This window comes from Chitinophaga japonensis (assembly GCF_007830125.1).
Taxonomy (GTDB): Bacteria; Bacteroidota; Bacteroidia; order Chitinophagales; family Chitinophagaceae; genus Chitinophaga; species Chitinophaga japonensis.
This window is the reverse complement of the sequence record NZ_VLLG01000004.1, coordinates 171,098-193,329: the sequence shown is the minus strand read 5'-3', so window position 1 is coordinate 193,329 and position 22,232 is coordinate 171,098. Positions and strand designations below refer to the sequence as shown.

General features: G+C 45.9%; 31 protein-coding genes. 22 read left to right on the top strand and 9 right to left on the bottom strand.

Annotated elements, in window-relative coordinates:
• Positions 1–86 precede the first annotated feature (86 nt).
• The 3 genes from LX66_RS17905 to LX66_RS17895 form a co-directional block, all read right to left on the bottom strand.
• Positions 87–1,049, bottom strand: a complete 963-nt coding sequence (locus LX66_RS17905) for a DUF1259 domain-containing protein (protein ID WP_145716111.1) — start codon at positions 1,047–1,049, stop codon at positions 87–89.
• Positions 1,050–1,063: 14 nt separating this feature from the next.
• Positions 1,064–1,537, bottom strand: coding sequence for a chromate resistance protein ChrB domain-containing protein (locus LX66_RS17900; protein ID WP_145716109.1), 474 nt, complete (start codon positions 1,535–1,537; stop codon positions 1,064–1,066).
• Positions 1,538–1,625: 88 nt separating this feature from the next.
• Positions 1,626–2,465, bottom strand: a complete 840-nt coding sequence (locus LX66_RS17895; RefSeq protein ID WP_145716107.1) for a chromate resistance protein ChrB domain-containing protein — start codon at positions 2,463–2,465, stop codon at positions 1,626–1,628.
• Between the two features lie 502 nt (positions 2,466–2,967).
• On the opposite strand from LX66_RS17895, the gene LX66_RS28650 reads away from it, so the two are divergent.
• On the top strand, positions 2,968–3,060 hold the full coding sequence (locus LX66_RS28650; RefSeq protein ID WP_407643605.1) for a hypothetical protein: 93 nt from the start codon (positions 2,968–2,970) through the stop codon (positions 3,058–3,060).
• A 262-nt stretch (positions 3,061–3,322) separates the two neighbouring features.
• Here LX66_RS28650 and LX66_RS17885 read toward each other — a convergent pair whose 3' ends face one another.
• Genes LX66_RS17885 through LX66_RS17875 form a run of 3 tightly spaced genes read right to left on the bottom strand, consistent with a single transcriptional unit; the run spans position 3,323 to position 9,149 of the window.
• The gene (locus LX66_RS17885; protein WP_145716105.1) at positions 3,323–4,738 is read right to left on the bottom strand and encodes an efflux transporter outer membrane subunit; all 1,416 of its coding nucleotides are present in this window, start codon (positions 4,736–4,738) and stop codon (positions 3,323–3,325) included.
• Between the two features lie 11 nt (positions 4,739–4,749).
• On the bottom strand, positions 4,750–7,959 hold the full coding sequence (locus LX66_RS17880) for an efflux RND transporter permease subunit (protein WP_145716102.1): 3,210 nt from the start codon (positions 7,957–7,959) through the stop codon (positions 4,750–4,752).
• Positions 7,960–7,964: 5 nt separating this feature from the next.
• Positions 7,965–9,149 carry an efflux RND transporter periplasmic adaptor subunit gene (locus tag LX66_RS17875; RefSeq protein WP_211366357.1) on the bottom strand — a complete coding sequence of 395 codons (1,185 nt, stop codon included), beginning with the start codon at positions 9,147–9,149 and terminating at the stop codon, positions 7,965–7,967.
• 268 nt (positions 9,150–9,417) lie between these two features.
• On the opposite strand from LX66_RS17875, the gene LX66_RS17870 reads away from it, so the two are divergent.
• The 8 genes from LX66_RS17870 (at position 9,418) to LX66_RS17840 (ending at position 14,544) form a co-directional block, all read left to right on the top strand.
• Entirely contained in the window at positions 9,418–10,473 is a 1,056-nt protein-coding gene (locus LX66_RS17870; RefSeq protein WP_145716100.1) for a sensor histidine kinase, read from the top strand.
• On the top strand, positions 10,470–11,201 hold the full coding sequence (locus tag LX66_RS17865) for a LytR/AlgR family response regulator transcription factor (protein WP_145716098.1): 732 nt from the start codon (positions 10,470–10,472) through the stop codon (positions 11,199–11,201). Before LX66_RS17870 ends, LX66_RS17865 begins: the two co-directional genes overlap by 4 nt.
• A 135-nt stretch (positions 11,202–11,336) precedes the next feature.
• Positions 11,337–11,777, top strand: coding sequence for an ATP-binding cassette domain-containing protein (locus tag LX66_RS17860; protein ID WP_317130585.1), 441 nt, complete (start codon positions 11,337–11,339; stop codon positions 11,775–11,777).
• On the top strand, positions 11,743–11,820 hold the full coding sequence (locus LX66_RS28645; RefSeq protein ID WP_407643604.1) for a hypothetical protein: 78 nt from the start codon (positions 11,743–11,745) through the stop codon (positions 11,818–11,820). The genes LX66_RS17860 and LX66_RS28645 overlap by 35 nt, the downstream gene beginning before the upstream one ends.
• 241 nt (positions 11,821–12,061) lie before the next feature.
• Positions 12,062–12,454: a hypothetical protein gene (locus tag LX66_RS17855; RefSeq protein ID WP_145716096.1), complete on the top strand. Its 393-nt coding sequence runs from the start codon at positions 12,062–12,064 to the stop codon at positions 12,452–12,454.
• Positions 12,455–12,609: 155 nt separating this feature from the next.
• Positions 12,610–13,959, top strand: a complete 1,350-nt coding sequence (locus tag LX66_RS17850; RefSeq protein WP_145716094.1) for an RHS repeat-associated core domain-containing protein — start codon at positions 12,610–12,612, stop codon at positions 13,957–13,959.
• Positions 13,959–14,255, top strand: coding sequence for a YrhB domain-containing protein (locus tag LX66_RS17845; RefSeq protein WP_145716093.1), 297 nt, complete (start codon positions 13,959–13,961; stop codon positions 14,253–14,255). The genes LX66_RS17850 and LX66_RS17845 overlap by 1 nt, the downstream gene beginning before the upstream one ends.
• 1 nt (position 14,256) lies before the next feature.
• Positions 14,257–14,544, top strand: coding sequence for a hypothetical protein (locus LX66_RS17840; RefSeq protein ID WP_145716091.1), 288 nt, complete (start codon positions 14,257–14,259; stop codon positions 14,542–14,544).
• A 579-nt stretch (positions 14,545–15,123) separates the two neighbouring features.
• Here the strand turns inward: LX66_RS17840 and LX66_RS17835 are convergent.
• The 3 genes from LX66_RS17835 to LX66_RS17825 all read right to left on the bottom strand — a co-directional run bounded on the left by LX66_RS17835 (position 15,124) and on the right by LX66_RS17825 (position 16,583).
• Positions 15,124–15,522, bottom strand: coding sequence for a hypothetical protein (locus LX66_RS17835; RefSeq protein WP_145716089.1), 399 nt, complete (start codon positions 15,520–15,522; stop codon positions 15,124–15,126).
• A gap of 15 nt (positions 15,523–15,537) precedes the next feature.
• Complete coding sequence (locus LX66_RS17830) at positions 15,538–15,897, bottom strand: hypothetical protein (RefSeq protein ID WP_145716087.1); 360 nt, start codon at positions 15,895–15,897, stop codon at positions 15,538–15,540.
• Between the two features lie 329 nt (positions 15,898–16,226).
• Positions 16,227–16,583, bottom strand: coding sequence for a helix-turn-helix domain-containing protein (locus LX66_RS17825; RefSeq protein WP_145716085.1), 357 nt, complete (start codon positions 16,581–16,583; stop codon positions 16,227–16,229).
• 115 nt (positions 16,584–16,698) lie between these two features.
• Between LX66_RS17825 and LX66_RS17820 the strand changes: the two genes are divergently transcribed.
• The 13 genes from LX66_RS17820 (at position 16,699) to LX66_RS17770 (ending at position 22,216) form a co-directional block, all read left to right on the top strand.
• A complete protein-coding gene (locus LX66_RS17820) occupies positions 16,699–16,941 on the top strand; it encodes a hypothetical protein (RefSeq protein ID WP_145716083.1) in 243 nt (80 codons plus the stop codon).
• 5 nt (positions 16,942–16,946) lie between these two features.
• Positions 16,947–17,153: a hypothetical protein gene (locus LX66_RS17815; protein WP_145716081.1), complete on the top strand. Its 207-nt coding sequence runs from the start codon at positions 16,947–16,949 to the stop codon at positions 17,151–17,153.
• An 11-nt stretch (positions 17,154–17,164) separates the two neighbouring features.
• Complete coding sequence (locus LX66_RS17810) at positions 17,165–17,518, top strand: hypothetical protein (protein WP_145716079.1); 354 nt, start codon at positions 17,165–17,167, stop codon at positions 17,516–17,518.
• A complete protein-coding gene (locus LX66_RS17805) occupies positions 17,515–17,718 on the top strand; it encodes a hypothetical protein (protein ID WP_145716077.1) in 204 nt (67 codons plus the stop codon). The genes LX66_RS17810 and LX66_RS17805 overlap by 4 nt, the downstream gene beginning before the upstream one ends.
• A 10-nt stretch (positions 17,719–17,728) precedes the next feature.
• Entirely contained in the window at positions 17,729–17,932 is a 204-nt protein-coding gene (locus LX66_RS17800; RefSeq protein WP_145716075.1) for a hypothetical protein, read from the top strand.
• Positions 17,933–17,942: 10 nt separating this feature from the next.
• Positions 17,943–18,092, top strand: a complete 150-nt coding sequence (locus LX66_RS28190) for a hypothetical protein (RefSeq protein WP_158642670.1) — start codon at positions 17,943–17,945, stop codon at positions 18,090–18,092.
• Positions 18,085–18,309 (top strand): hypothetical protein, encoded by a 225-nt coding sequence (locus LX66_RS17795; RefSeq protein WP_145716073.1) that lies wholly within the window; start codon positions 18,085–18,087, stop codon positions 18,307–18,309. Before LX66_RS28190 ends, LX66_RS17795 begins: the two co-directional genes overlap by 8 nt.
• A 115-nt stretch (positions 18,310–18,424) precedes the next feature.
• Positions 18,425–18,604: a hypothetical protein gene (locus LX66_RS17790; protein WP_145716071.1), complete on the top strand. Its 180-nt coding sequence runs from the start codon at positions 18,425–18,427 to the stop codon at positions 18,602–18,604.
• Between the two features lie 81 nt (positions 18,605–18,685).
• The gene (locus LX66_RS17785; RefSeq protein WP_145716068.1) at positions 18,686–19,537 is read left to right on the top strand and encodes a phosphoadenosine phosphosulfate reductase domain-containing protein; all 852 of its coding nucleotides are present in this window, start codon (positions 18,686–18,688) and stop codon (positions 19,535–19,537) included.
• An 804-nt stretch (positions 19,538–20,341) separates the two neighbouring features.
• Entirely contained in the window at positions 20,342–20,512 is a 171-nt protein-coding gene (locus LX66_RS28185; protein ID WP_158642669.1) for a hypothetical protein, read from the top strand.
• Between the two features lie 209 nt (positions 20,513–20,721).
• Positions 20,722–21,189 (top strand): hypothetical protein, encoded by a 468-nt coding sequence (locus tag LX66_RS17780; protein ID WP_145716066.1) that lies wholly within the window; start codon positions 20,722–20,724, stop codon positions 21,187–21,189.
• A gap of 41 nt (positions 21,190–21,230) precedes the next feature.
• On the top strand, positions 21,231–21,578 hold the full coding sequence (locus LX66_RS17775; RefSeq protein WP_145716064.1) for a hypothetical protein: 348 nt from the start codon (positions 21,231–21,233) through the stop codon (positions 21,576–21,578).
• Between the two features lie 26 nt (positions 21,579–21,604).
• The gene (locus LX66_RS17770) at positions 21,605–22,216 is read left to right on the top strand and encodes a hypothetical protein (protein ID WP_145716062.1); all 612 of its coding nucleotides are present in this window, start codon (positions 21,605–21,607) and stop codon (positions 22,214–22,216) included.
• The last annotated feature ends 16 nt before the right edge of the window (positions 22,217–22,232 follow it).

Here is a 22,232-nt window from a genome sequence, read left to right as displayed (position 1 = left end):
GGGCAGATGGTAGCGAAAGCCGCATGGAATTTGCTCCTTAAGCTATAAGGTGGAGCTATATGTTTTAACATGGCTTTTTTCAATGTTTATTGTACCGCGCTGCGGCCGGTCTGGTTCAGCGCTGCTTTTAACCCTGCCGCCAACTGTTCAACAGGTCCGGTGCCCCAATAGTGCAGGAAAAAGACACGAGGCTGTTCATGTACCATATGATTATGGACCGCCACAACCTCTATCCCGTTTTCCACCAACGCCCGGATGACCGGCGCCACCTCATTTTCCAGCATCGTAAAGTCCCCCGCTACTGCTGCTTTTTCTGCAGTTCCCTGCCAGGCCGCCCAGGTATTGAAACCGGCAAAGCTGCTTACAGGAATACCATGTTCCTGCAACGGTACATCCGGCCGGCCAATGGTATACTTATACACCCCTTTGCTCAACTCTCCCTTGTGCCCTAAAAGGGAATCCAGCAGGGGAATTGGCAGGGTATTGATAACGCTGTCCGCCTTGCTTTCCTTTGGATTATGCCCGCGTACTTCCTTCACCTTTCCGAAAATCGCCTTCACATTGCCCGCCAACTGTTCAACCGAGCCCTTACCATCGATATGCATATACATAATATTAGGGTGGTTACGCACAAAATGATTATGGATAGCCGTAATGGTAAAGCCTTGGCGGATCACTTCCTGCTGCACCGGGGCGAGATCCGTTTCTGTAAGAACAATATCACCCATTACCATCGCACTGTCCCTGCAGGGTGTGAAACAAACCCAACTTCCAAGGCCCATTGCCGGAATGATCTTAAATCCGTCAACGATCACATGCAGGTCGTTTTGGGGGACGGTGATCTTGTATTCACCGTTCTTCTCAATGCCTTTCATCCCGGTTACCCGCTCAATAGCGGCAATGTCCAGCTTACTGCTGCCCGGCGGACAAACAATCGTGTTGGAATCATTCTTTGCTCCCGTCCGGGAATCTGTGGCCGGCCCGGTGGAAGGCTGGCAGCCATGCAGGATAACGCCTGCGAATACGGATAAAATGGTGGTGGTCTTCATTACGTTAATATAGTTTACTTAGGTTTTCTATACGTCAGCAGATCGGGGTCCCAGCTATGCCGCTCATCCCGGGCAAACCTCGCCCAGCTATACAGGGCATCGTATATTTTCATCCCGATCTCCAGTTGGGCGTGATCGTCCGGATAATTATGGGAAAGCCCGGCTGAAATGGCCCATAGCCCCGCCGCCTGTGGCGCCAGGTCAAAGCGGCCGGTATCCGCGCCCCGTACGATAATGGCAATTATTTGTAGCGCGGGGTCCGACAGTTCGTGCTTACGAATCACGTAGTCAAAGGTACATGCTTCGCCGTAATGGGAATATTCAGCCCCCGGAATATCATAAGGGATGGCCTCCTGCACGCGTGCCTGTTCAAATACCTCCTCTTTAGGCACGTACAGGAACACGGCTTCCGCGTCCACGAACCGTTTTATCAGCCAGGGGCAGGCAATGCGGTCAATTTTAGGTCGTTCTCTTGTAATCCATTTCATAATAACAGGAGATTGATCAACCAGGTGCAATGCTACCTATTAATGAGCGCCTGGAATAGAACAGGAATTACCCTTTTTTGTACAGGACTTACTTTTTCAACAGGTTTTTGCGGTATGTTGATGGATTTTGACCTGTGTACTTTCTGAAAATCCGCGTAAAATGGCTTTGATCGGAAAACCCGGTAAGGTAGCTGATCTCGGTTAAGGAGTAGGCAGGGTCTTCCATTAACTGGATAGCCCGGTCAATACGTTGTTTCCGGATATATTCCCCAAAAGAAAGATTATTGAAGTGTTTTGAAAACTCCCGGGAAAGGTAGGACGGATTAATATCGAGATCTTTAGACAATTCTTTCAGGCTAAGACTGGAATCAATATGGTCCTGTATCATTTCCTTCAATTCCTGCGCCCAGGCGGGCATATGGCTTCCTTCACGTTGCTTTGGTTTGAAAAACCGGTTGAACATTTCCAGCAGCAAATGCTCATAGGGTTGCTGGGTATGCTTCTCATGCTGCAGGTGCCGGGCCCAACTATAAAGAGCGTCATAGATCAGCATTCCCTTGTCAAGCAGCTCGTGATCGTCATTATAGTTGTAGGCCAAACCCGCCGATATTGCCCATAAGCCGGATGCCTGCGGCGCCATGTCATGGCGATCCGTATCCGCCCCCCGTACAATCGGGGCCATGGCCAATACGGCAGGGTCCGTGATACGGTATTTTTTCACCAGGTAGTCAAACGTACATTCATCTGCGTAGTGAGTGTGCTCCACTCCCGGAATGTCAAATGGAATAGCATCCAGGGAGGCTGCCTGGGACAGCACATCGCTGAAAGGTACGTAGATGATCTCCGCATCGGGATCAATAAAACGTTTTATCAGCCAGGGAGAGGCAATACGGTCAATCTTTGGGTGCTCCCGGGTTATCCATTTCATAAGGAAACAATATAGCACAAAATACTCTTTTTTCCCGGGTTTCCTGTGCTTGCAGCGAGCATCGTTGTTCAATCTAAGGACTTTCTGAATAACCTTTTCAGAAGGGCCTGACATTTTCAACGATAATCCACTTAACAATACGCTTTGGGGAGGAAAATGATCTTCTGTGAATTCCCGATTTTCAAAGGAGCAATCTTCAATTCATGATTATACAAAGAGGGGCGCCGTAAGTTTCTATACGCTTACTTCTTATGTTCTCATTCATGTTTATCTTCCAAGGCTATTGTGTAGCGAGTACTTTTCAGTTCACGAATTGCCTCCTGCAAATGATGAATTTGACTACCCCCCATTTTACAAGAAATTCCCTATTCTAAAAGAAACCGCTTTGGAGCCGGATACTATTGGTTTTACCTATCTGGCCTATATAAAGCGTTTATTAAAGGAGCATTGAGCATAGACAAAAAGCTAACCACCTATATAGCGCCATACCTTCTCTACAGTACTGAAGCGGTCGGGAGCCAGTACGGAATTTATTCAGGAGGCTTTAGGGCATACCGATGTTAAAACTACCTGGACAGCTTTGAAAAGGAAGTAAAGGGTAGTGTTTAGATAACTGTGTAAAGGTTAGGATGATAGGATTGGTAGCTCAGCAGTAAATGTTAGCTGAGCTACCATCCGATAGATCTTAACTTTAAATAATCAGTTATCTTATGGACAAGCTACAGCAGGCCATTCAAGAGGAACTGGCCAATCGTCTAAAGAGCGGTAGAATCAAATCCGGTAAAGATCTCTCCAATCTGTTCACAGAAATGTACCGGATGGAAGTCCTGAGCGTAGTCGAAGGGCACATTTGCTCATTACTTCCATCCTCCGCCCAATGCTTTATACAACGATACCACCGCCTTTAACTGCTGTAACTTATCGCTCACACTGTTCAGTTCGGCACTCAACAGGTTCTGCTCGGCCGTTAACACGTCGGTATAGTTGGTGCTGCTGCTGTATTTCAGCAACTCTTTGGTAAAATCGGTAGCCTTTTGCAGTGATGCGATCTGCGCGCCACGCATTTCCTGTTTTTCCTTCGCCATATCATACGCATACAAGGCATTGCTCACCTCCTGCCCTGCCGTTAACAGCGTATTCTGAAAACTATAATACGCTTCCTGTTGCGTAGCCTGTGCTTTCGTTAACCGTTGTTTGTTCAGCCCCTGATTAAAGATGGGTTGCGTTAAACCACCTATCAGGCTACCATAAAACGTGCCATCAAAAAAGCCTTTCAACGTATTGGCCGTAGCCCAGCCTGCAGAACCTGAAATGGAAAGCGTAGGATAAAAATACGTGCGCGCTACATTGGTTAATTCAAAGGCGTTGCGGAACGCATACTCCGCTTCCTGTACATCCGGCCGATTGGCCAGTAACTGCGCCGGCAAACCGGTTTGTAAAGAGCTGTCGATCTGTTGCTGATCGAACGTAGTACGCGCAATGCTATCTGCCGGTAAGGCCAGCAAGGCGCTGAGGGTATTTTCCAACTCGCGACGCGACTGCTTCAGATCCGGCAATTGCAATTCGGCCGAATGCAACGTCGCTTCGCTGTTCACCACATCGGCGCCGGTAACCACCGCACTTGCCTTCAGTGTTTTTACAATATCCACATCTTTACGGCGGTTGGCAATAGTAGCTTCTACTATCTGTATCTGTTTATCATAGGCCAGCAACTGGTAATAATCGGTAGCGATGCTGGCGATCAGTTGTGTTTGTACTGCCCGGCGATAAGCTTCGCTTTTCATAAAAGCAGCTACATAGGCCCGTTTGTTGCTGCGCAGTTTACCCCATACATCGATTTCCCAACTGGTGCTGCCGGTAAGGGCGTAAATATTATTGGTGGGGATACTGGTAACATTTACACCGTTCGATTTTACCTGCGCAGCCGACGGCTTGCTATGCGTTACCTCGGCAGTGGCCGATAAGGTAGGCAAAAAAGCCAGCTTGCTCTGCTGCACATCCGCCGCTGCACTCTGCATACGGGCTACGGCTGTTTTGAGATCGTAGTTATTGCTTAACCCCGTTTCTATCAGGCGTTGCAGCGCCGGATCGGTAAACAACTGCCGCCAGGGTATGTCGGCAATAGTAGCGGTATCGGTGCTATTGGTCCCACGGTATAACTTATTATTGGCTTGGACATCGGCAGGCCGCTCATATTTGCGGGTAATGCCGCACGAATACACCAACAGTAACAGCGACCCTGCCAGCAAACTATTCTTTATAGATAATAACATAATTTCTTTGTTTATGATTGTTGTTGCTCCTTGTTATTGTTCTCTTCCTCTTCTTCTTCATCGTCTTTATCGTGGTCTTTTGGCGGACCGCTCACCTTTTCCTGCAAACCCTGGAAGATCATAAACAGCACCGGTATCACAAACACACCCAGCAAGGTACCTACCAGCATACCGCCTATAGAGCCTACGCCGATCGACTTATTACCATTAGCGCCTGCCCCGGTGGAGAATATCAGCGGCAACAACCCGAACACAAAGGCAAAGGAGGTCATTAAGATAGGTCGTAACCGCGCTTCGGCCCCTTCCAGTGCCGCCTGGTAGATCGATAATCCATGCCGGCGGCGTTGCAACGCAAACTCTACGATCAGGATCGCATTCTTGGCCAGCAAACCGATCAGCATCACCAGCGTGATCTGTACATAGATGTTGTTATCCAATCCAAACAAATTCACGAACATAAACACCCCACTCAAACCTACAGGTAATGATAGTATCACCGCCAATGGCAATATGTAACTTTCGTACTGCGCACTCAATAAAAAGTATACAAACACCAAACACAGTAAGAAAATGTAGGCCGACTGCGAACCACTGTTCTCTTCTTCGCGGCTGATGCCCGAAAATTCGTAACCATAACCAGCCGGCAATGTTTTAGCCGCTACGTCTTTAATAGCCTGCAATGCCTCGCCGGTACTGTGCCCTGCATCGGGTGCGCCGCTCACCGAAATAGAACTGAACAGGTTAAACCGCGAGATACTTTCCGGGCCATACACACGCTTCATACTAATGAACTCGGTAACAGGCGCCATGTTCTTGCCATCGCTGGTGCGTACATATATTTTATTCAATCCTTCTACATTGGCACGATAACTGGTATCTGCCTGCACCAATACGCGGTATTGTTTACCATACTGGTTAAAGTTGCTGGCGTAGGAAGCGCCATAATAGATCTGCATAGTGCTTAACAGCGAACTAACGCTGATACCCGCCTCCTTACACTTGGCAATGTTTATGTCCATCTGGTATTGCGGAAAGTTGGGATTGAATGCCGTTGCTGCATATTGTATTTCGGAACGTTTATTCAGCTCGGCCAAAAAGCTCTGCGCCACCTTGTAAAACTCAGCAGTAGTATGTCCGCCTTTGTCCTGCAACTGAAACTCAAAACCACCACTAGCGCCAAAACCGGTAATGGTGGGCAGCGACATATATATAATGTTGGCGTCTTTAATACCAGCCATTTTCTGACGCATTGTTTTGATCACATCTTCATTGCTAACGCCTTTGCGATCGCTCCAGTTCTTCAACTCAAGGATCTCCATGGCGTAGGCGCTACCACTGCCGGCCAGGAAGTTTTGCCCCGCCATACGCAGCGCATTGTTCACTTGGGGTATGGTACGCACAATGCTGTCTACTTTATCAGCAACAGCAGTAGTACGTTCCAGCGAAGAAGCGGGCGGCAGGCTGATGTTTACGAAAATGGTGCCCATGTCTTCGTTGGGCACAAAACTCGAAGGCGTTTTCTTGAGCATGTAATAAAAGGTTCCGCCAAATAGGGCTATGGCAATTATTACAATCCACCTTTTGCCTCCCAGGAAGTGGATCGACTTTTTATATTTACCCAACAGGTTATCATAACTCGCATTGAATGCTACTCCAAAACGATAACGGAAGCCTTTCTTTTTATGCTCGGGTAGATCGGAGGTGTGATGAGGTGGTTTTAAGAACAAGGCAGCGAGGGCAGGACACAACGTTAACGCATTCACCGCCGAGATCATAATAGCGATGGCCAGTGTTATACCAAACTGTTGATAGAACACACCAGTTGAACCACTGATAAAAGTTACCGGTACAAACACCGCCGCCATTACCAGCGTAATAGATACGATGGCGGTAGAGATCTCCGACATCGCATCGATGGCCGCCTTTCGCGGCGAGGTATATCCTTCCTCCAGCTTGGCGTGCACGGCTTCCACCACCACAATGGCATCATCCACCACTATACCGATCGCCAGTACCAACGCAAACAGCGTAAGCAAGTTGATACTGTATCCAAATAAATACAGGAAGAAGAAGGTACCCGAAATAGCCACCGGCACAGACACCCCATGAATAATGGTGCTGCGGAAGTCCTGCAAAAAGATAAAGATCACCAGGAACACCAGCAGGAAACATTCTATCAGCGTATGGATCACTTTTTCAATAGAAGCATCCAGGAATTTATTTATGTTAACCAGGTTGGTATTGTGCAAACCTGAAGGATACGTGGTGGCCGCATCGTTCAGCACTTTTATCGCTTCCTCGATCACTTTTTGTGCATTGGCGCCTGCTACCTGGCTTACCGAAATATTTACCGTGGGTTTACCATTTACCACTGATACTGAGCTATAGTTTTGCGCCCCCAGTTCAATACGGGCCACATCTTTCAGCCGCAGCAACTGCCCCTTACCGGCAGATTTGATAATGATGTTTCCAAACTGTTCAGCCGATTGTAAACGGCCTGCGTACTTAATTACATATTGAAAGCTCTGATCGCCGTTCTCACCAAATTTACCCGGTGCGGCATCAACGTTCTGTTCGCTCAGCGCATCGGTAATATCCTGCGGTATCAGTCCGTATATCGCCATCACATCGGGCTTCAGCCATATACGCATGGAATATTGACGCGAGCCGAAAGCGGAAGCATCGCCCACCCCGTTGATACGTTTTAAACGGGGTAATATGTTTATCTCGGCATAGTTCTGTAAAAAGTTCTGATCGTAGGCTGGGTTATCGCTATAAATGGCAGTGATCAGCAGGTTACTGCTTTGTCGTTTCTTTACGGTTACACCCGCCTGCGTTACCTCCTGCGGTAACAAACTACTGGCGGTAGATACGCGGTTCTGTACGTTCACCGCCGCCATATCGGGATCGGTACCCACTTTAAAATATACACTAATAGTACCAGTACCTTCATTGGTAGCGCTGGAGGTCATATAGGTCATGCCTTCCACACCATTGATCTGTTCTTCCAACGGAACGATCACGCTTTTTAATACCACATCGGCATTGGCGCCGGTATACGAGGCCGACACCTGTACGGTGGGCGGCGTAATATCGGGATACTGCGCCACCGGCAGGGATATCATACCCAAAATACCCAGCAACACAATGATCACCGAAATAACGGTGCTGAGCACGGGCCGGTCGATAAATACTTTAAAGAACGTTGACTTTTTTTTCATCACAATTACTTTACAAGGGCGGAGTAAATAGTTTGAGGGTTCGCCATAGCAGGCTTAATGGCCATACTGTCTTTCAAACTGGTCAATCCATCCAGCACGATCTTATCACCATTGGCCAGTCCATCGGTTACGATAAAGAACTTTCCATCGTCGGTAGGCGTGGTAATAATAGCTTTACTCAACACCTTGTTATCGTTACCTACGGTATACACCAGGCGTTTGTCCTGCAGCTCGTAAGTAGCACTTTGGGGGATCAGTAAGGCGTCATTAATACTTCGGGGAATGCGAACGATGGCGCTTCCACCGCTTTTCAACAACGCATCGGGGTTGGGGAATGTAGCCCTAAAGTTAGAAGAACCTGTTTCAGTGGTCAGTAACCCGCTGGCGGTTTCTACCTTACCAGTTTGGTTATACAGCGTACCGTCTGCCAGCACCAACTGTACAGCAGGCAGGTTGCGCAGTTTATCCTGAACGGTAGCGCCTTTGAACGTGCGGTTAAACTCCAGCAACTGTTTTTCGTTGAACGCAAAGTAGGCATAGATGCCTTTGTCTGCCGACAAGGTAGTGAGCGGGTCGGTAGAGGTACTGCTTACCAGGCTCCCTTTTTTATAAGGTATGGTGCCAATGATACCGTTGGAAGGGCTGGTAATAATGGTATACCCCAGGTTTGCCCGGGCATTGGCCAGGGTGGCCTGCGCCTGCGCTAATGCTGCTTTTTTCGATTGCAGCGTATACTCAGCCGCGTCGAGCTCATATTTACTGATAATCTCTTTTTCAACCAGTGGCTTTGTTTTGTTCACGGTCAGCTCGGCCGACTTTATATCAGCTTGCGCCGTATTCACACCGGCTTCTGCACTGCGCAATTCCTGCTCATATTGCGGATTGCTGATGCGAAACAGTTTTTGTCCGCGCTTTACCCGGGCGCCTTCATCCACATATTGTTCTTCCAGGTAGCCTTCGATCTTGGGTCTTATTTCCACCACTTCCTCGCCCTGCAGGGTGGCGGGATAATCGGTATGCACGCTTACCGGCTGTGCAGTTATCTGTAACACGCTGTATTGCTGTGGTTCTTTACTGCCAGCCATGCCCATCGGCGGCTGTTGTCCTGCTTGTTTATTCTTACAGTTGCTGCCGGCAATGACGATCGCTAAAGCCATGCAGGTAAAAATCGATGCGCTATGTTCGTTCATAATGAAATCTTTAAATTGTCTTTACTTTACAGATGTAAAGAAAACTACATTCCAGGGGGTATTATATGTTGATCGACCGGCACCGCGGCTGAATCGATAAACCTGCCTACATCCCTTATTTATATAGTAGCTACTTACAGTAAACAGATGCCCTGCGATTAATCGACTAAAAGACCGCTTTAAGGGACTGACAGCCAGTTTTGAAGGAGTGGCGCCCCAGGCACATCCAAATAAACCGTAACTTGCTTTCATAAATTACACGTATAAAATGCTCTCAGCAGGCTTTTTTAAACCATACCTCACCATAGGGTTGCATACGCTCAGTTGGATCTTGCTGGGCTCGCTGCTGTTGTATTATGTCCCCTATAGCTGGCATGTACCCATCCCTACCTTTTTTTGGGTATGGCAATCGGTGGTACTGTTCATGATGATATGCATATTCTACATCAATGCTTTAATAATAGTTCCCCGCACCATTATTAAATCAAAAGCAGGTTCGTTTGTGGTCTGGAGCCTGGTGATCATGCTCATCACCCAGGTAGTGTCATACATCTACAACACAGACACCAATATGCATGAAAGAATGTCGGCCCTGTTTGGCGACAAAAGGGATCATGACAAATACTTCGACTTCTTTGTTTTTATGATGACGCTGCTCGTAATGGGCATCAGCATCAGTTGGGCCATGCTGCGGTACTGGCAACAGGCCGCTCAACACAAACAACAGTTGGAGCAGGACAAAGCCGTGGCAGAGCTGGCTATGTTGAAAATACAGATCAACCCACACTTCTTTTTCAATTCGCTCAACAGCATTTACTCACTTACCTATATTGATGTAGAAGATTCGCGCAAAGCCTTGCACACGCTCAGCCGCATGATGCGCTACCTGCTGTACGGCAATGGCGATGAAAATACCACCCTGCTGGAAGAAGTAGACTTTTTAAAGAACTATATATCTTTGATGCGGCTACGGTCTACCGACAAAGTAACCATCGTTACCGACATCTCCGATAAACTGATCGATTATCCTATAGCACCGATGTTGTTATTGCCCTTTATCGAAAACGCTTTTAAACATGGCGTGGATGCGACGGTCAAAAGCGAGATCATCATCAGGCTACACCAAAAGGGTACTCAATTACAACTACAGGTCACCAACAGCGTATTTGAAAAGAAAACCAATGAACCGGGTGAGGGTGGCATAGGATTGACCAATACCGAACGCCGGTTACAATTATTATATCCTCAGCGGCATCAATTACAAGCAGGACTTAACAGTGACGGGAGATACGAAGTTAACCTCAAAATTGACCTGGCGCCATGACAATACTTAAATGTATAGTAGTAGACGACGAGCCGCTGGCCTTAAAGCTGGTGGAGACACTGATAAAACAAACGCCCTTTTTGCAACTCGAAGGCAGTTGCGGCAGTGCGGTAGAGGCCATGCAATTGATCAGGAAAAAACCGGCCGACCTGCTTTTTCTCGACATCAACATGCCCAACTTCAGCGGTCTGGAACTGGCCCGCTGGATGCAGCAACAGCCACAACCATTGCCTAAGGTCATTTTTACTACAGCCTACAATCACTACGCCATTGAAGGATACAAAGTAAACGCGGTCGACTATTTACTAAAGCCATTTAATTACGAAGAGTTTTTGCGCGCAGCTACCAAAGCATTGCACCTGGTAGAATCGGCAACGCCGGCAACTACCACTGCTGCTGCCGAAGAAGATGCCATTTTTATAAAGGTAGAATACCAATGGGTGCGGGTAAATTACAAAGACATTTTGTATATAGAAGGCGTAAAGGATTATGTACGCTTGCACCTGGGGCCGCCCCACCAACCTGTGCTGTCACTCACCTCTTTAAAAACACTCGAAGAAAGACTACCGGCGACTAAATTCATGCGGGTTCACCGCTCGTTCATTGTATCGCTCGACAAGATCAGCGCAGTCGGTAAGAACTCCCTGTTCATCGACAAAATGGAGATCACCATTGGAGAACAGTACCGGAATACCTTTAAGGCGTTTATTGATAAGTGGATTAGTTAAAATACAACCTGTCGGGTTGCGCTTTCGACGCAAACGAACCCGACAGGTTGTATGAAATAGAGAATGGAGAATGGACAACGGGAAACAAGATAATGGTAATAAAAAGGCCCGCCAGGTTATGCACCCAACAGGCCTATCTTAAAACAAGCTATAGACCACATCAGTTTTTCAGTGGAGGAAAATGATATTTTCGCTTTCCTGGGTCCCAATGGTGCAGGAAAATCTACATGCATTAAAATAATGACAACGATAACAAGTCCGTCAGGCGGCCAGGTGAAGATTAATGGTTTTGATGTGACCAAAGAGAAAAAGCAGGTACGTGAATCGATAGGGATCATTTTTCAGGACTCTACCTTAGATGAGGACCTTACGGCTTACGAAAACCTTTACTATCACGCTGTATTGTATAAGGTTCCGCCTGCCGAAAGGAAGCAGAAGATCGAAAAACTGCTGGATTCTATAGGACTTCTTAGCCGCAAAAATGAATTTGTGCGGAACTTTTCAGGGGGAGATGCGCAGAAGAGTAGAAATAGCACGGGGTATTCTACACGACCCAAAGGTTTTGTTTTTAGATGAGCCTACCCTTGGGCTTGATGTACAGACGCGCGGTACTGGATGACATTACCCGGCAATTGAAGTAGTTCACCTGTCATGGTGCAGCTTTTGATGCTATACAGCTTAGGGAGGATGGATATAACCAGTTTGCTGCTGGTACACTTGCCCCGTTTTCTTTTTACCGGAATTACTGTTATGAAAGCCTTTACTATATAGAACAGGCGGAACTCCTGTACCGGCTGCATGGTAAAGCAGCCCTGGAAGACACCGCCCATAACAACCGCGTTATATTTAGCGCCCCGGCGGTGAAATCAGCAGAAACCACCCTGCAAAAGCTGATGGCTATCGAAGGGCTCATGAAAGGGATATGCCTGCGGTTGCGGGTATTTGACAGCAGATCGCCCCGGCGCTTGTGGAAATACCGCAATGACAGCAGCCGTACCCGGCGGGAGCTAGCCAGGGCCATGATCAGGAAGGCAGACAGTACGGAATACTATAATACTGACCCGATGGCGGGAGCCTACAGGATAGTGTTACGGCGGCAGTCTCCCGACAGGTTGTTTGTTTATGACCAGGAGGGAGCATTGATGGACAGCGTGCCCTTGAAGCCGGGTAAATATGCCACTTTATTACAGGAAAAGGAGGATGTGTTCTTATTGTACCGGGCTGGCTGGAGCTACAATGGCAGCAGGCTGTAGATAACCGACAGCAATATATAAGCTGGCTGCACAAGCTGGATTCCAGTTTATATAGGCCGGCATCCTGGGCGGCGAGCCAGCGGCAAATACGGAATGACCTGGTAAACTTACAGGAGCAGCAAAATGCCGTCAGCGATAAGATCAGCAGCCTGATAGTGCCCGCGGAAAAACATACAGAGCAGTTAATAGCTAATGCCTATGGGGAGGAAACCTCGGAAATATCTTATTTGCCGGGACTGGGTTTTGCCTACAGCGTTTCCTTTATGCGCGGGAAGAAAGTGTATGAGCTCACCGACCATCGGGGCAATGTGATGGCGGTGGTAAGTGACAAGAAGAAAAGCGTAGATGAAAATACGGATGGTGTTGTAGATTATTATAATGCAGATGTGGTCAGTGCAAACGACTACTATCCGTTCGGGATGTTACAGCCGGGCCGGCATTATAGTGCTGGCGATAAGTATAGATATGGTTATAATGGGAAGGAGAATGATAATGAGATAAAGGGGGAAGGAAATCAGCAGGATTATGGGATGAGGATTTATGATCCAAGATTGGGTAGATTCTTGTCTGTAGACCCTTTGAGTGCTGAATACCCCTGGAATAGTACCTATGCAGAAAATGATGTTATTAGAAGCATCGATGTAGAGGGAGCTGAAAAGCATGTTAGGACGTTCTCCTATACAGTATCGAATGGGGAAACTGTAGCGAAAGTCATATCGGATGATTACAAACAAGCAAAAGGCACTTCGAATACTCTGTCATTTTTTGGCATAAAGCCTGAAACAACAAAGGAAAGTATAGCGAAGTTAATGGTTGCAGCCCACAAATTGCCCACAGGCGGAACATTTTCATTTTTCGAGTTTGACCCAGAAGTGGGAAAAGGGGACTATGCGAGATATGATTATTCAGACATCGGTGGCAAACAACAATCGCAATATTTCTCGGCTGGGGAGATATCATATAGATATAATGAACTTGGGGTAGCTCAGGAAAAATTCAACAGGGGACTTAAGGTTGCTGGTGCAACAGCGAACCTAGTTGGCTCTGGATTACTTCTAAAGGTTGAGCTAAAAGGGCTATCAGCGGAAGTGAAAGTAGGTGGATCTAGAGATATTAATCCCTTAAGAGGTGCCGATAATTGTGCTGGATGTACAATTGCGGGAGATGCATCGCTAAAAGGGAATCCTGCTTCAGCATTGAATCATGGAGTCACTTCTGTACGAGGCTTCTTTAATTGGTTTGGTGGTACAGAAGGAATAACAGCCCATACCTCCACAAAATCAATTATGAATGTGATGAGCAAATTGGAGGATGGGGCAACAGGAGTTATATTTGGTGATAGAGGACCAGGCAAAATAGGTCACTTTTTTAATGTCACGAAGCAAAACGGCGTAGTGCAGTTTGTTGATTTTCGGAAAGGGATAGGTGAGAGAATATTAAATCCCGAAACTTTGATGAAAGATGAGAGTTTTAAACAGTTATTATTTAAAAACACAGCACAGTAATGAGTATGATTACGTTAGATGATGCAATAAATATCGCAAGGGAATATTTACATTCTGTTAGGGTAACACCCCCATTGGAATTAGAACTGTTGTTAGACGATGTAATCGAATTTGAATACGGATGGGTCTTTTTTTATCAATCTAAAGAATATTTGAAGACCGGTGATATTTTGGACGCCCTCGGGGGGAATGCACCTATTATTGTTAATAAATTTGATGGTAGTTTACATATAACAGGCACTGCCCACCCTGTAGAAAAGTATATTTCTGATTATGTGAAAGATTTGAAGAAGTAAGATGAGAGGCTTAGACGGCAATACCCAGCAAACCTATATTAAAATCTTCAAGGCTTTTTGTCAAGATCAGGATAGTAGCAAAAACAAGGAGAATATAGAAAATGCCATCATGGAGATGAAAAAAGCCGGGGCTTCCCCTATAGATTGTACATCAGCAATTGTTATGGGGCTAAAGCTACCGTTATCCGAAGCTGACGCTTTGGTTATAAATTCGCCTGCTTGGCGGAAAGAGAGAGAGGGAATTAATAAATTCAGGGACGAAATGGACAGTTTTTTTGATAATAAATAGGCATAACTTAGTAAGGTAGAGTTAATCATGGCAGAAATGTGGATAACAGTTATTGGAAAAGGCTGGACCACCCTCTCCCAGGTTCGTGATTTTTGCATAGGTATTCAAATAGCCTCTCTTTAGTTTGTCAAAGGGCCTATTTATTTATTACATCTTAATTTTTCTTAACTTCCGTTATTAACCCAATACTCCTGAAAAATACTATCTTCATAAGAGATCAATCAGTAAGCCTAAAGATAAAAAAGATTGATCGTTTTTGCTGGAAAAGAACTACTATAAATAATTGAAAATAAACAATTTATAACCTTTTTAAATCGGATCATCCCCCACTCTCCACAAATAAAAAAGCCTCAACTTTCGTTGAAGCTCTTTTTGTGACTCCGTCAGGATTCAAACCTGAAACCTTCTGATCCGTAGAATGCTACCCCTACCCTGCCGGTTATAATCTAAATTGCTTGTAAGAACCTTATAAATATTTTTTTCTTTCATTTTAACTTTTGCCCACTGTTTTGTTCCGGGCGCTGTTCCGGGGAACAAAACAGCGGAAAATAAAAGTGATAAAGCATTTCACTGATCATATCATTTGCTTGAAGAGTATACATCACTCTCAGTGATCTTAGTCAGCTCTCTTTCTAAATATTTCTTGCAGATCTTTCTCAATGCGTCGGCAGTAGGGTTATCAAAGCCATTGGTAATCCTGGCACTCCCCCACATTTCTTTTGTGGATGCAACTACGCTACCTGTTTTTGAATTAATAATCAGGATATTCCCTTTTGCCCTGCCCATTGATTTACCTACAATATTTGGTCTAATAATGTAATCAGCACTGTCAGCTCTAAATGTGACTTTAAAATTCCTTTCCAGTAGTTTATTGATTACAACTTGCTCAGCACCGTTGTTAGACTTTTCAACATAGAACTTCTGAGCAAACGCAGCTCCAGGGAGTAGTATAAGGGCAAGTAATATAATTTTTTTCATAAGTGAATTTATTACCTAAAGTGATGAAATGATCTTCAGTAAGTTCTTGTTTGCAATTTTCTTAATCACTGCACTTCCAGGAGAGGTATTCCACGAGGAACCCAATGAGCCATATTCTTTAGACTTTGCCACAATTTGCCCGGACTTGTCGGTGATAACTATATAGCCTTTTGCGGATGAAAGAGCTTGGTAGGTAATCATTGACCGAATTATATAGTCTGCACTATCTTCCTTAAATACTATTTGGTGCTTTGTTTCCAGCAGCCTGTCTATCAATGGTTGCTCAATACGGTCTTCACTCAGCGGCACGTAATATTTCTGAGCCCAACAGGATGCCGGCAGCGCAAGCAGGATAAATAGGAGTACTTTTTTCATAAAGCTTATTTGGGTGGTTAATATTTACATCCAGTTAACTTTTGCTAACACTTTTGTTCCATTTTAGCACTGATACCATATACAATGCGTAGTAATTTTTTAATATTGCTATCCCCTGTTTATGGGGGAATATTTATTCACCCTCTAATCTGACCATGATGAAAACGTAATTATCAACCTGAAACCGAACACCTAAATCCCTTAGCCCCACCAGCGCCATCATTGTGCTCTCCAGCAACTTTTTTAACCTAAATCACTCATTGTCATGTCCAATAAAAAGAGTACGAAAACCCGCACCGGAAAGCGGTCCAAAAAAAATAATGTTAACCCTATCGTTCCAGATCAGACCAAGCTATCATGGTATCGCGCTCCATTTCCTCCATCGCCTTATCAACAGGAATACCCAAGCGCTCCGCCTCCTGCTTCGCCATCCGCTGCCAAAGAACTTTAAGCATAGCCCTCTCCCTGTTTGATGGATCGCCAGGACGAGAGGGCTTTTCTATTTTATTCAGCTCGCTATAAAATTCCTTTTCCAGTATATCATACAAACTGTCAGTGCTATTTTTCTTCGCCTGAGATAGGTACTCCCTACTATAATTAATCCTCTTCGCAATTCCTGCTTGCGTCAAGCCTGTAGCTTCTTTTATTCTTTTGATTAATAAATCAATGTCTTTTTTAGATTCCATTTAATGCGTAGGGTTTTTGTTGCATGTGATCTAAATTTTAAGATTTCTCACTTTTATTTTTGTTATTGTAAGAAATCTCACATAATATTGCAGTAACAAACCAGTTAACGCAATCATGAATGTAAATATAAAGAAACCTTACAAAAAACGAACCATTAAGGCTCCATTAACAATTGAGGAGCAGGAAAAGCTTTCACAAGTAATAGTAGGGTGGGGAAAACTGGCCGCTGCAGTGGATTCGATAGGAAAAACCGAGAATACTATTAAACGGGCTGCGAAAGGTTTTGACGTCACCCCTGACACTGCAGAACGTATCCGCTCCTTTCTCGCCACCCTTTCCCAACCTGCTGAAAAGTAATTGCCATGGACCAGGCGCTATCCATAGAACGCATTGAAGTGATAGAGCAGACACTGCTACTGGCACTGAAGGACCTACAAACAATAAAGATCGATATGCAGTCGGAGCGTGTCCACGCTGAACCGGCTCCTGATGCGAAGGTGGCAGCAGTGCGGGCGCAGGTGCGGCTGGACTACAATCTGAAATACGGGCCGAAAAGCGATCACCAGTAAACCTTACCACTGTGAAATATACAGAACACGATATTGAAACGGAGATCACCCACTACAACGATGCAGGGTTGATGATCATGTACGGAGACGTGCCTGCTGACATTGGCCACGTCCTCTTCCTGAACCGGGATGAGCTGGTAAGAGCCCTGTATGACCTCGGCTATGCTACTGACTATGATGTGGAGCTGATCCGTATCCCGATGCCCGCCCTCTCTGATGATGAAGGGATTTACAACTGGGTTACCCTGGACGATTTCATCCACAATAACAGCGATTCACACGGCACCCTGGACTGGCGTATAGCTACTGACCTGGTGCTCAACTATAAAAACAATACCTCTCAAACACAAACCTCTTTAATATGAAAACAAATACTTCAGAATGGGCCGCGAGAGATTACGTAGATCATCTTCGTAAAGCCATAGAAAGCGGTGAAAAGCTTCAGATTATTAGCGCATTTGATCTTATACAAGCATCTGATGTTGATTTTGGACAGACAGAATCTTCTATTGCTGAAGACTACGATGACCTGGTTGAGAAAGGCAATTCAATAATCTATAGATAATTCATTTGATATGAGAAAACAATGGGGAGTTAAGGTGATAAACGCTCTTGAATGGGGAATTCAAGAATGGACGGATGACTGCCAGCTAGATGGACCTTATGATACATATTCAAGTGCAAAGAAGGCCCTTATTGCTACATTACGCAGCAACAGGGATGAATATAATGACGCAATAAAAAAGGCCTCAAAAATGAAAAAATCTGATTCACAATAAACCACATACCATGGATACGCAAATCATTCACACGATCATTACCGCCGGCACTACCTACATGATAGCCGGCACGGCGCTGGCCCTGTTCGGCCTGTATAAAATGGGCTTCCACAAGATGGTAACTGATTTCTTCACAGGTAAATCAGCGAACAATGGCTAAAAAGAAACTACAAGCCCTCCTGACCGAAAAGGCGGAGAAGTACTATAACAAGCTGGCCTACGACCTGGAACCCAAGCGTAACAGCGGTCACGGGGCTTCACAATCAGATGTAGTGAATTATGTGCTGGAAACGCTGGCAGATATAGAAGCAGTTGTTGGTGATCCTGTCATCTGGTTGCAAGAACAAAAGGAATCAAAATCAAACGATCAGCCATGACCTACGCATCCTGGCTCTTCACTTCGCAAGGTCTGCCGGAAGGCACCAAGCAATTCATTGCGGCCCTGCTCCTCGGTGCGGTAGCTACAATGGTCACCCCTAAAAAAACTGAATCATGGTACTCTTCTTTATCCTTTATGGCTGCATTGGCATATGCTTCCTGGCTATTCTGCTCATATTCCATAAGGCCTTTATTGCAGAAGATCCGCTTGAAAATGAAAAGTACGAGCAGTACAGGCGCCAGCTTGAAGAGGAAATAAAGGAAGAGCAAGAGTACTACAGGAACGGAATCTAGGCTACAGTTGGTTTTCATAGGATATGGTTAAAGTTCAAACCCCGGCGCTGATCTCAATGCTGGGATTAAAAAAACAAAACAATGAGCATAGAATTAATCAACATAGCAATCAACAAGGGCGCAAAGATATACGCCAGTGTGTCCGGAGGTAAAGACGGACAGGCAATGGTGAGGTCTTTGGTGAATTGGGGGTATGATATAGCTGGATTGATTCACGCTGATCTTGGCCGGGTTGAATGGCCGCATAGTATTGGCATGTGTGAGCGGTTGGCGCAGGAGTTCGGTATACCGCTGCATGTAGTGCGCCGGCATGATGGGCTGGATATGCTCGCCTATTGGCAGCGCAGGATGCACCAGCTTAAGGGGACCGGCAAACCTTTCTGGAGCAGTTCTTCAAACCGGTACTGTACATCTGATTTAAAGCGTGCCTCTATTAACAAGTTCTTTACGGGATGTGGTGACTTCATTATATCTGCTGAGGGGATACGCGCTGGGGAAAGTACCGCCAGGTCAGAAAAGGCCCCGCTGTCCCTACGCACAGGGAAGCATAGCACCTATTACGACGGAATGACTGTTGAAGAGGCGATACACGCTTTTAAACCTGGTAAGAAGCTGGCCCTTAATTGGTATCCTGTTTTCAATTTTCAATTGGATGATGTATGGGCCACCTATGGTGTGGATGACATCTGGTTAGAGATAGCGCGGGATGAGTATGAGGAAACAGGTAATATACCTGATTGGTGGCCCTTCCACCCCGCATATGCCTTGGGTAATGATCGCGTGAGCTGTATGTTATGCGTGTTGGGGTGCATTGGTGATCTGCGTAACGGCGCGCGGCACAACCCGGCTCTGTTGCAGGAAATGATAGCGATGGAAGAGGAAGGGCGAGCCACTTTTAAAAATAAGTGGTCACTTAAGGAATTAGTTCTTTGAATCAAAATATTGTGCCGGCAGGAGATAAAATATAGCCGAGATGCAGAGTAGGCAACTGTTGGCACACCTCATTAGAAGCACCTCCCGGAGATCGCGGCTCGGATCAAAGTTCTTTCAGACAGAGTTAAGGAGTTGAGGTGCTTTTTAAAGATTGGGGTTTTCATATAGGATAGATTTAAGTAACGCCGGCGACTTCGCGTCGCTGGCTTCCCAAAGTCTGGGTTGTTTTAAAAAGCTGATTGAAGATATACGTGAAAGATTGTTTTGGTGTATGGTTTCCCGGTTCGGTAAGCGTAGGGCCTCAAAGGCCCACCGGGAACGGATAGAACTACCAGGGAGAAGGGCCCTACATCTTCTTGGGTGGTACGCAGGAGAAGTCAAGCGACAGCGTACTGAAAAAGCACACTACCAGAAGCTGACAGGAAGCCGGTAGCCAGTGAGGCATGCAGTAGCGGCTCATAACCCAACCGCTGCACCGGAGCGATCCGGGACCGGCTCAACGTTTTGGTGATTAAGTAAAAACGGTAAAGCCCATAAGATGAAGCCTTGCAAGGGTGGGCAATCTGAATTTACGCTGCCGGTGGCGTCACCGGCACATGGGAGCAGCAATTGAGGTTTTTTCTAAATTTTTTCCTCAATGGGCTTACGGGGTTCAAATCCCCAGCTTCCACCACGCCTGCCCTGGGCATCACAATGGGGGCTATTGCCGGAAAGAAACCGGAAGAATAAGGATAGAATTTTGACAGCGGGTAACGCCTCTCCCCGTGATGCAGAGGTGATCATTAACTAACAATTATTCAGAACATGGACGAAAAAATGATCGATCACAAAGTGACTGCTGAGGACCTGAAGAACAATCCCGAGCTGGCCGAACAGGGCGTTGAAGAGGGGGAGGTAATTGGTATACCAGCGGAAAACACTGAAGCGCCTGCAGATGGCGCCGCCCTGACGGGAGAAGCAGAACAGGCAGATTAATCAATCTCAACGGACAGACAGGACCGGGCCTGTCGTTTACCTGGTGTACAGGCCCGGTTATTTTACACAGTATGAAAAAATATCAACATAAAACACATAACGGCATAGGCTTCTTGATTAGAACAATTGTGCTTGCTGGACTGGCCTATGGGTTATGGATCGTAGCGAATTATTTAATCACCACATAATTAACATCAAAACACATTAATATGTCTAATGAATCATTAATCGGTAGATCAAACTATGACCTGCGGTACATCCTGCGGTTCTGCTCTGATGCAGACCTGCGCAACCGTGCCGGGGAGCAGCTGAAGGGCCAGGAGCCCAGCAACGAGGACCTATGCGAAATAATAGAGAAGACCGATCTGGTGGATGAAGCCGCCGAGATGCTGCGGGAGCGACTGGGCGCGAAAATGGTGGATGAAGGCGCCCTCGTAAAAGATGTGGCAAAAGCTGTTCTTGCTCGGCCTTCTGATTTTGACATGGGTCATTGGCACTGCGGAACAACCCATTGCTGGGCCGGGTGGGGTTGCCTTATCTCTCCTATAGCGAAAGAAATTGAGAAAGAGCATGGCACCCGGGTTGCTGGCTGTGCCACTATGCCCCACTATGCCAAAAACTTCTACCTATCAAACGACGAAGCATTGGGTATCCTGCGCGAAATCGCTGCCCAATAAAAAAGCCCGCGGAGAACCGCAGGCAGGTAAAAACAAATACCATGATTACTGAAATATTCAAATCTCTTGCAGATCATTTTAAACTACCGTCAGTAGTAAAGGAAGGCGCCATCCGATGCGCAGATTGGCGGTATCATGATATGACATGGTTTGAGTTTGATCTATACCTGGAGGGACAACACGATGATTACTGTTATTCCAAGCAATTCTATGGGCCGGAATTTGAAGCACACTGCAGGGAAACCAATGATATACCTAGACATTCATTTTACGAATGGTGGAATAATCTGGGGTGGTTAGATAAACAGGTGGAAATAGAAACATTTTGTGAAAAGCGCATGTTGGGCCCTGAGATAGAAGAACATTATCAATCATGGCTTAAAAAATAATTGTTCATAATTAAATACAAACAACAATGGGATTAACAAAAAATGAGCGCAAAACATTCTTGTCTATTAATGGCAGCGGGAAGATTGCTCAATCACTGAAAGAATCTACGCCAGGATGCGTAACACGCACATTAGAGAACGGGAGGACCGTTCACCAAATGGAGTATGATCATTTGGAGGGTAAGATAACCAATATGTATATCCACGAACATCAGGAATACGGCAAGTACCTGAACGTAGTAGTAGATGACGAATATGTTTTGCAGTTGAAGTTCAGCACCCGGTATTTCTATTCCTTCTTTTTCGCTCTGCCGAACATAGACTTATCAAAAGCTGTAAAACTTACTCCATGGAGAAAAGAGGTAGAAGGTAAAGTGAAAGCGGCATTATACCTGAAGCAGGGAGGCGATAAGTCCATAGAATGGTACTTCACTAGAGATAACCCGCACGGTATGCCGGACATGGAGAAACTGAAGGTAAAAGGGAAAGAAATATGGGATGATACCAAAAGGCTGGAATTCATTGAAAAGTACTTGACCGAACAAGTATTCCCAAAAATGGAAACATCCGTAACCGTGGGCGCAGAAGACGCCGAAGGTGCTGACGGATCAGATGATGGCGAAGATCTTCCATTTTAATCACTGGGGCACGCGT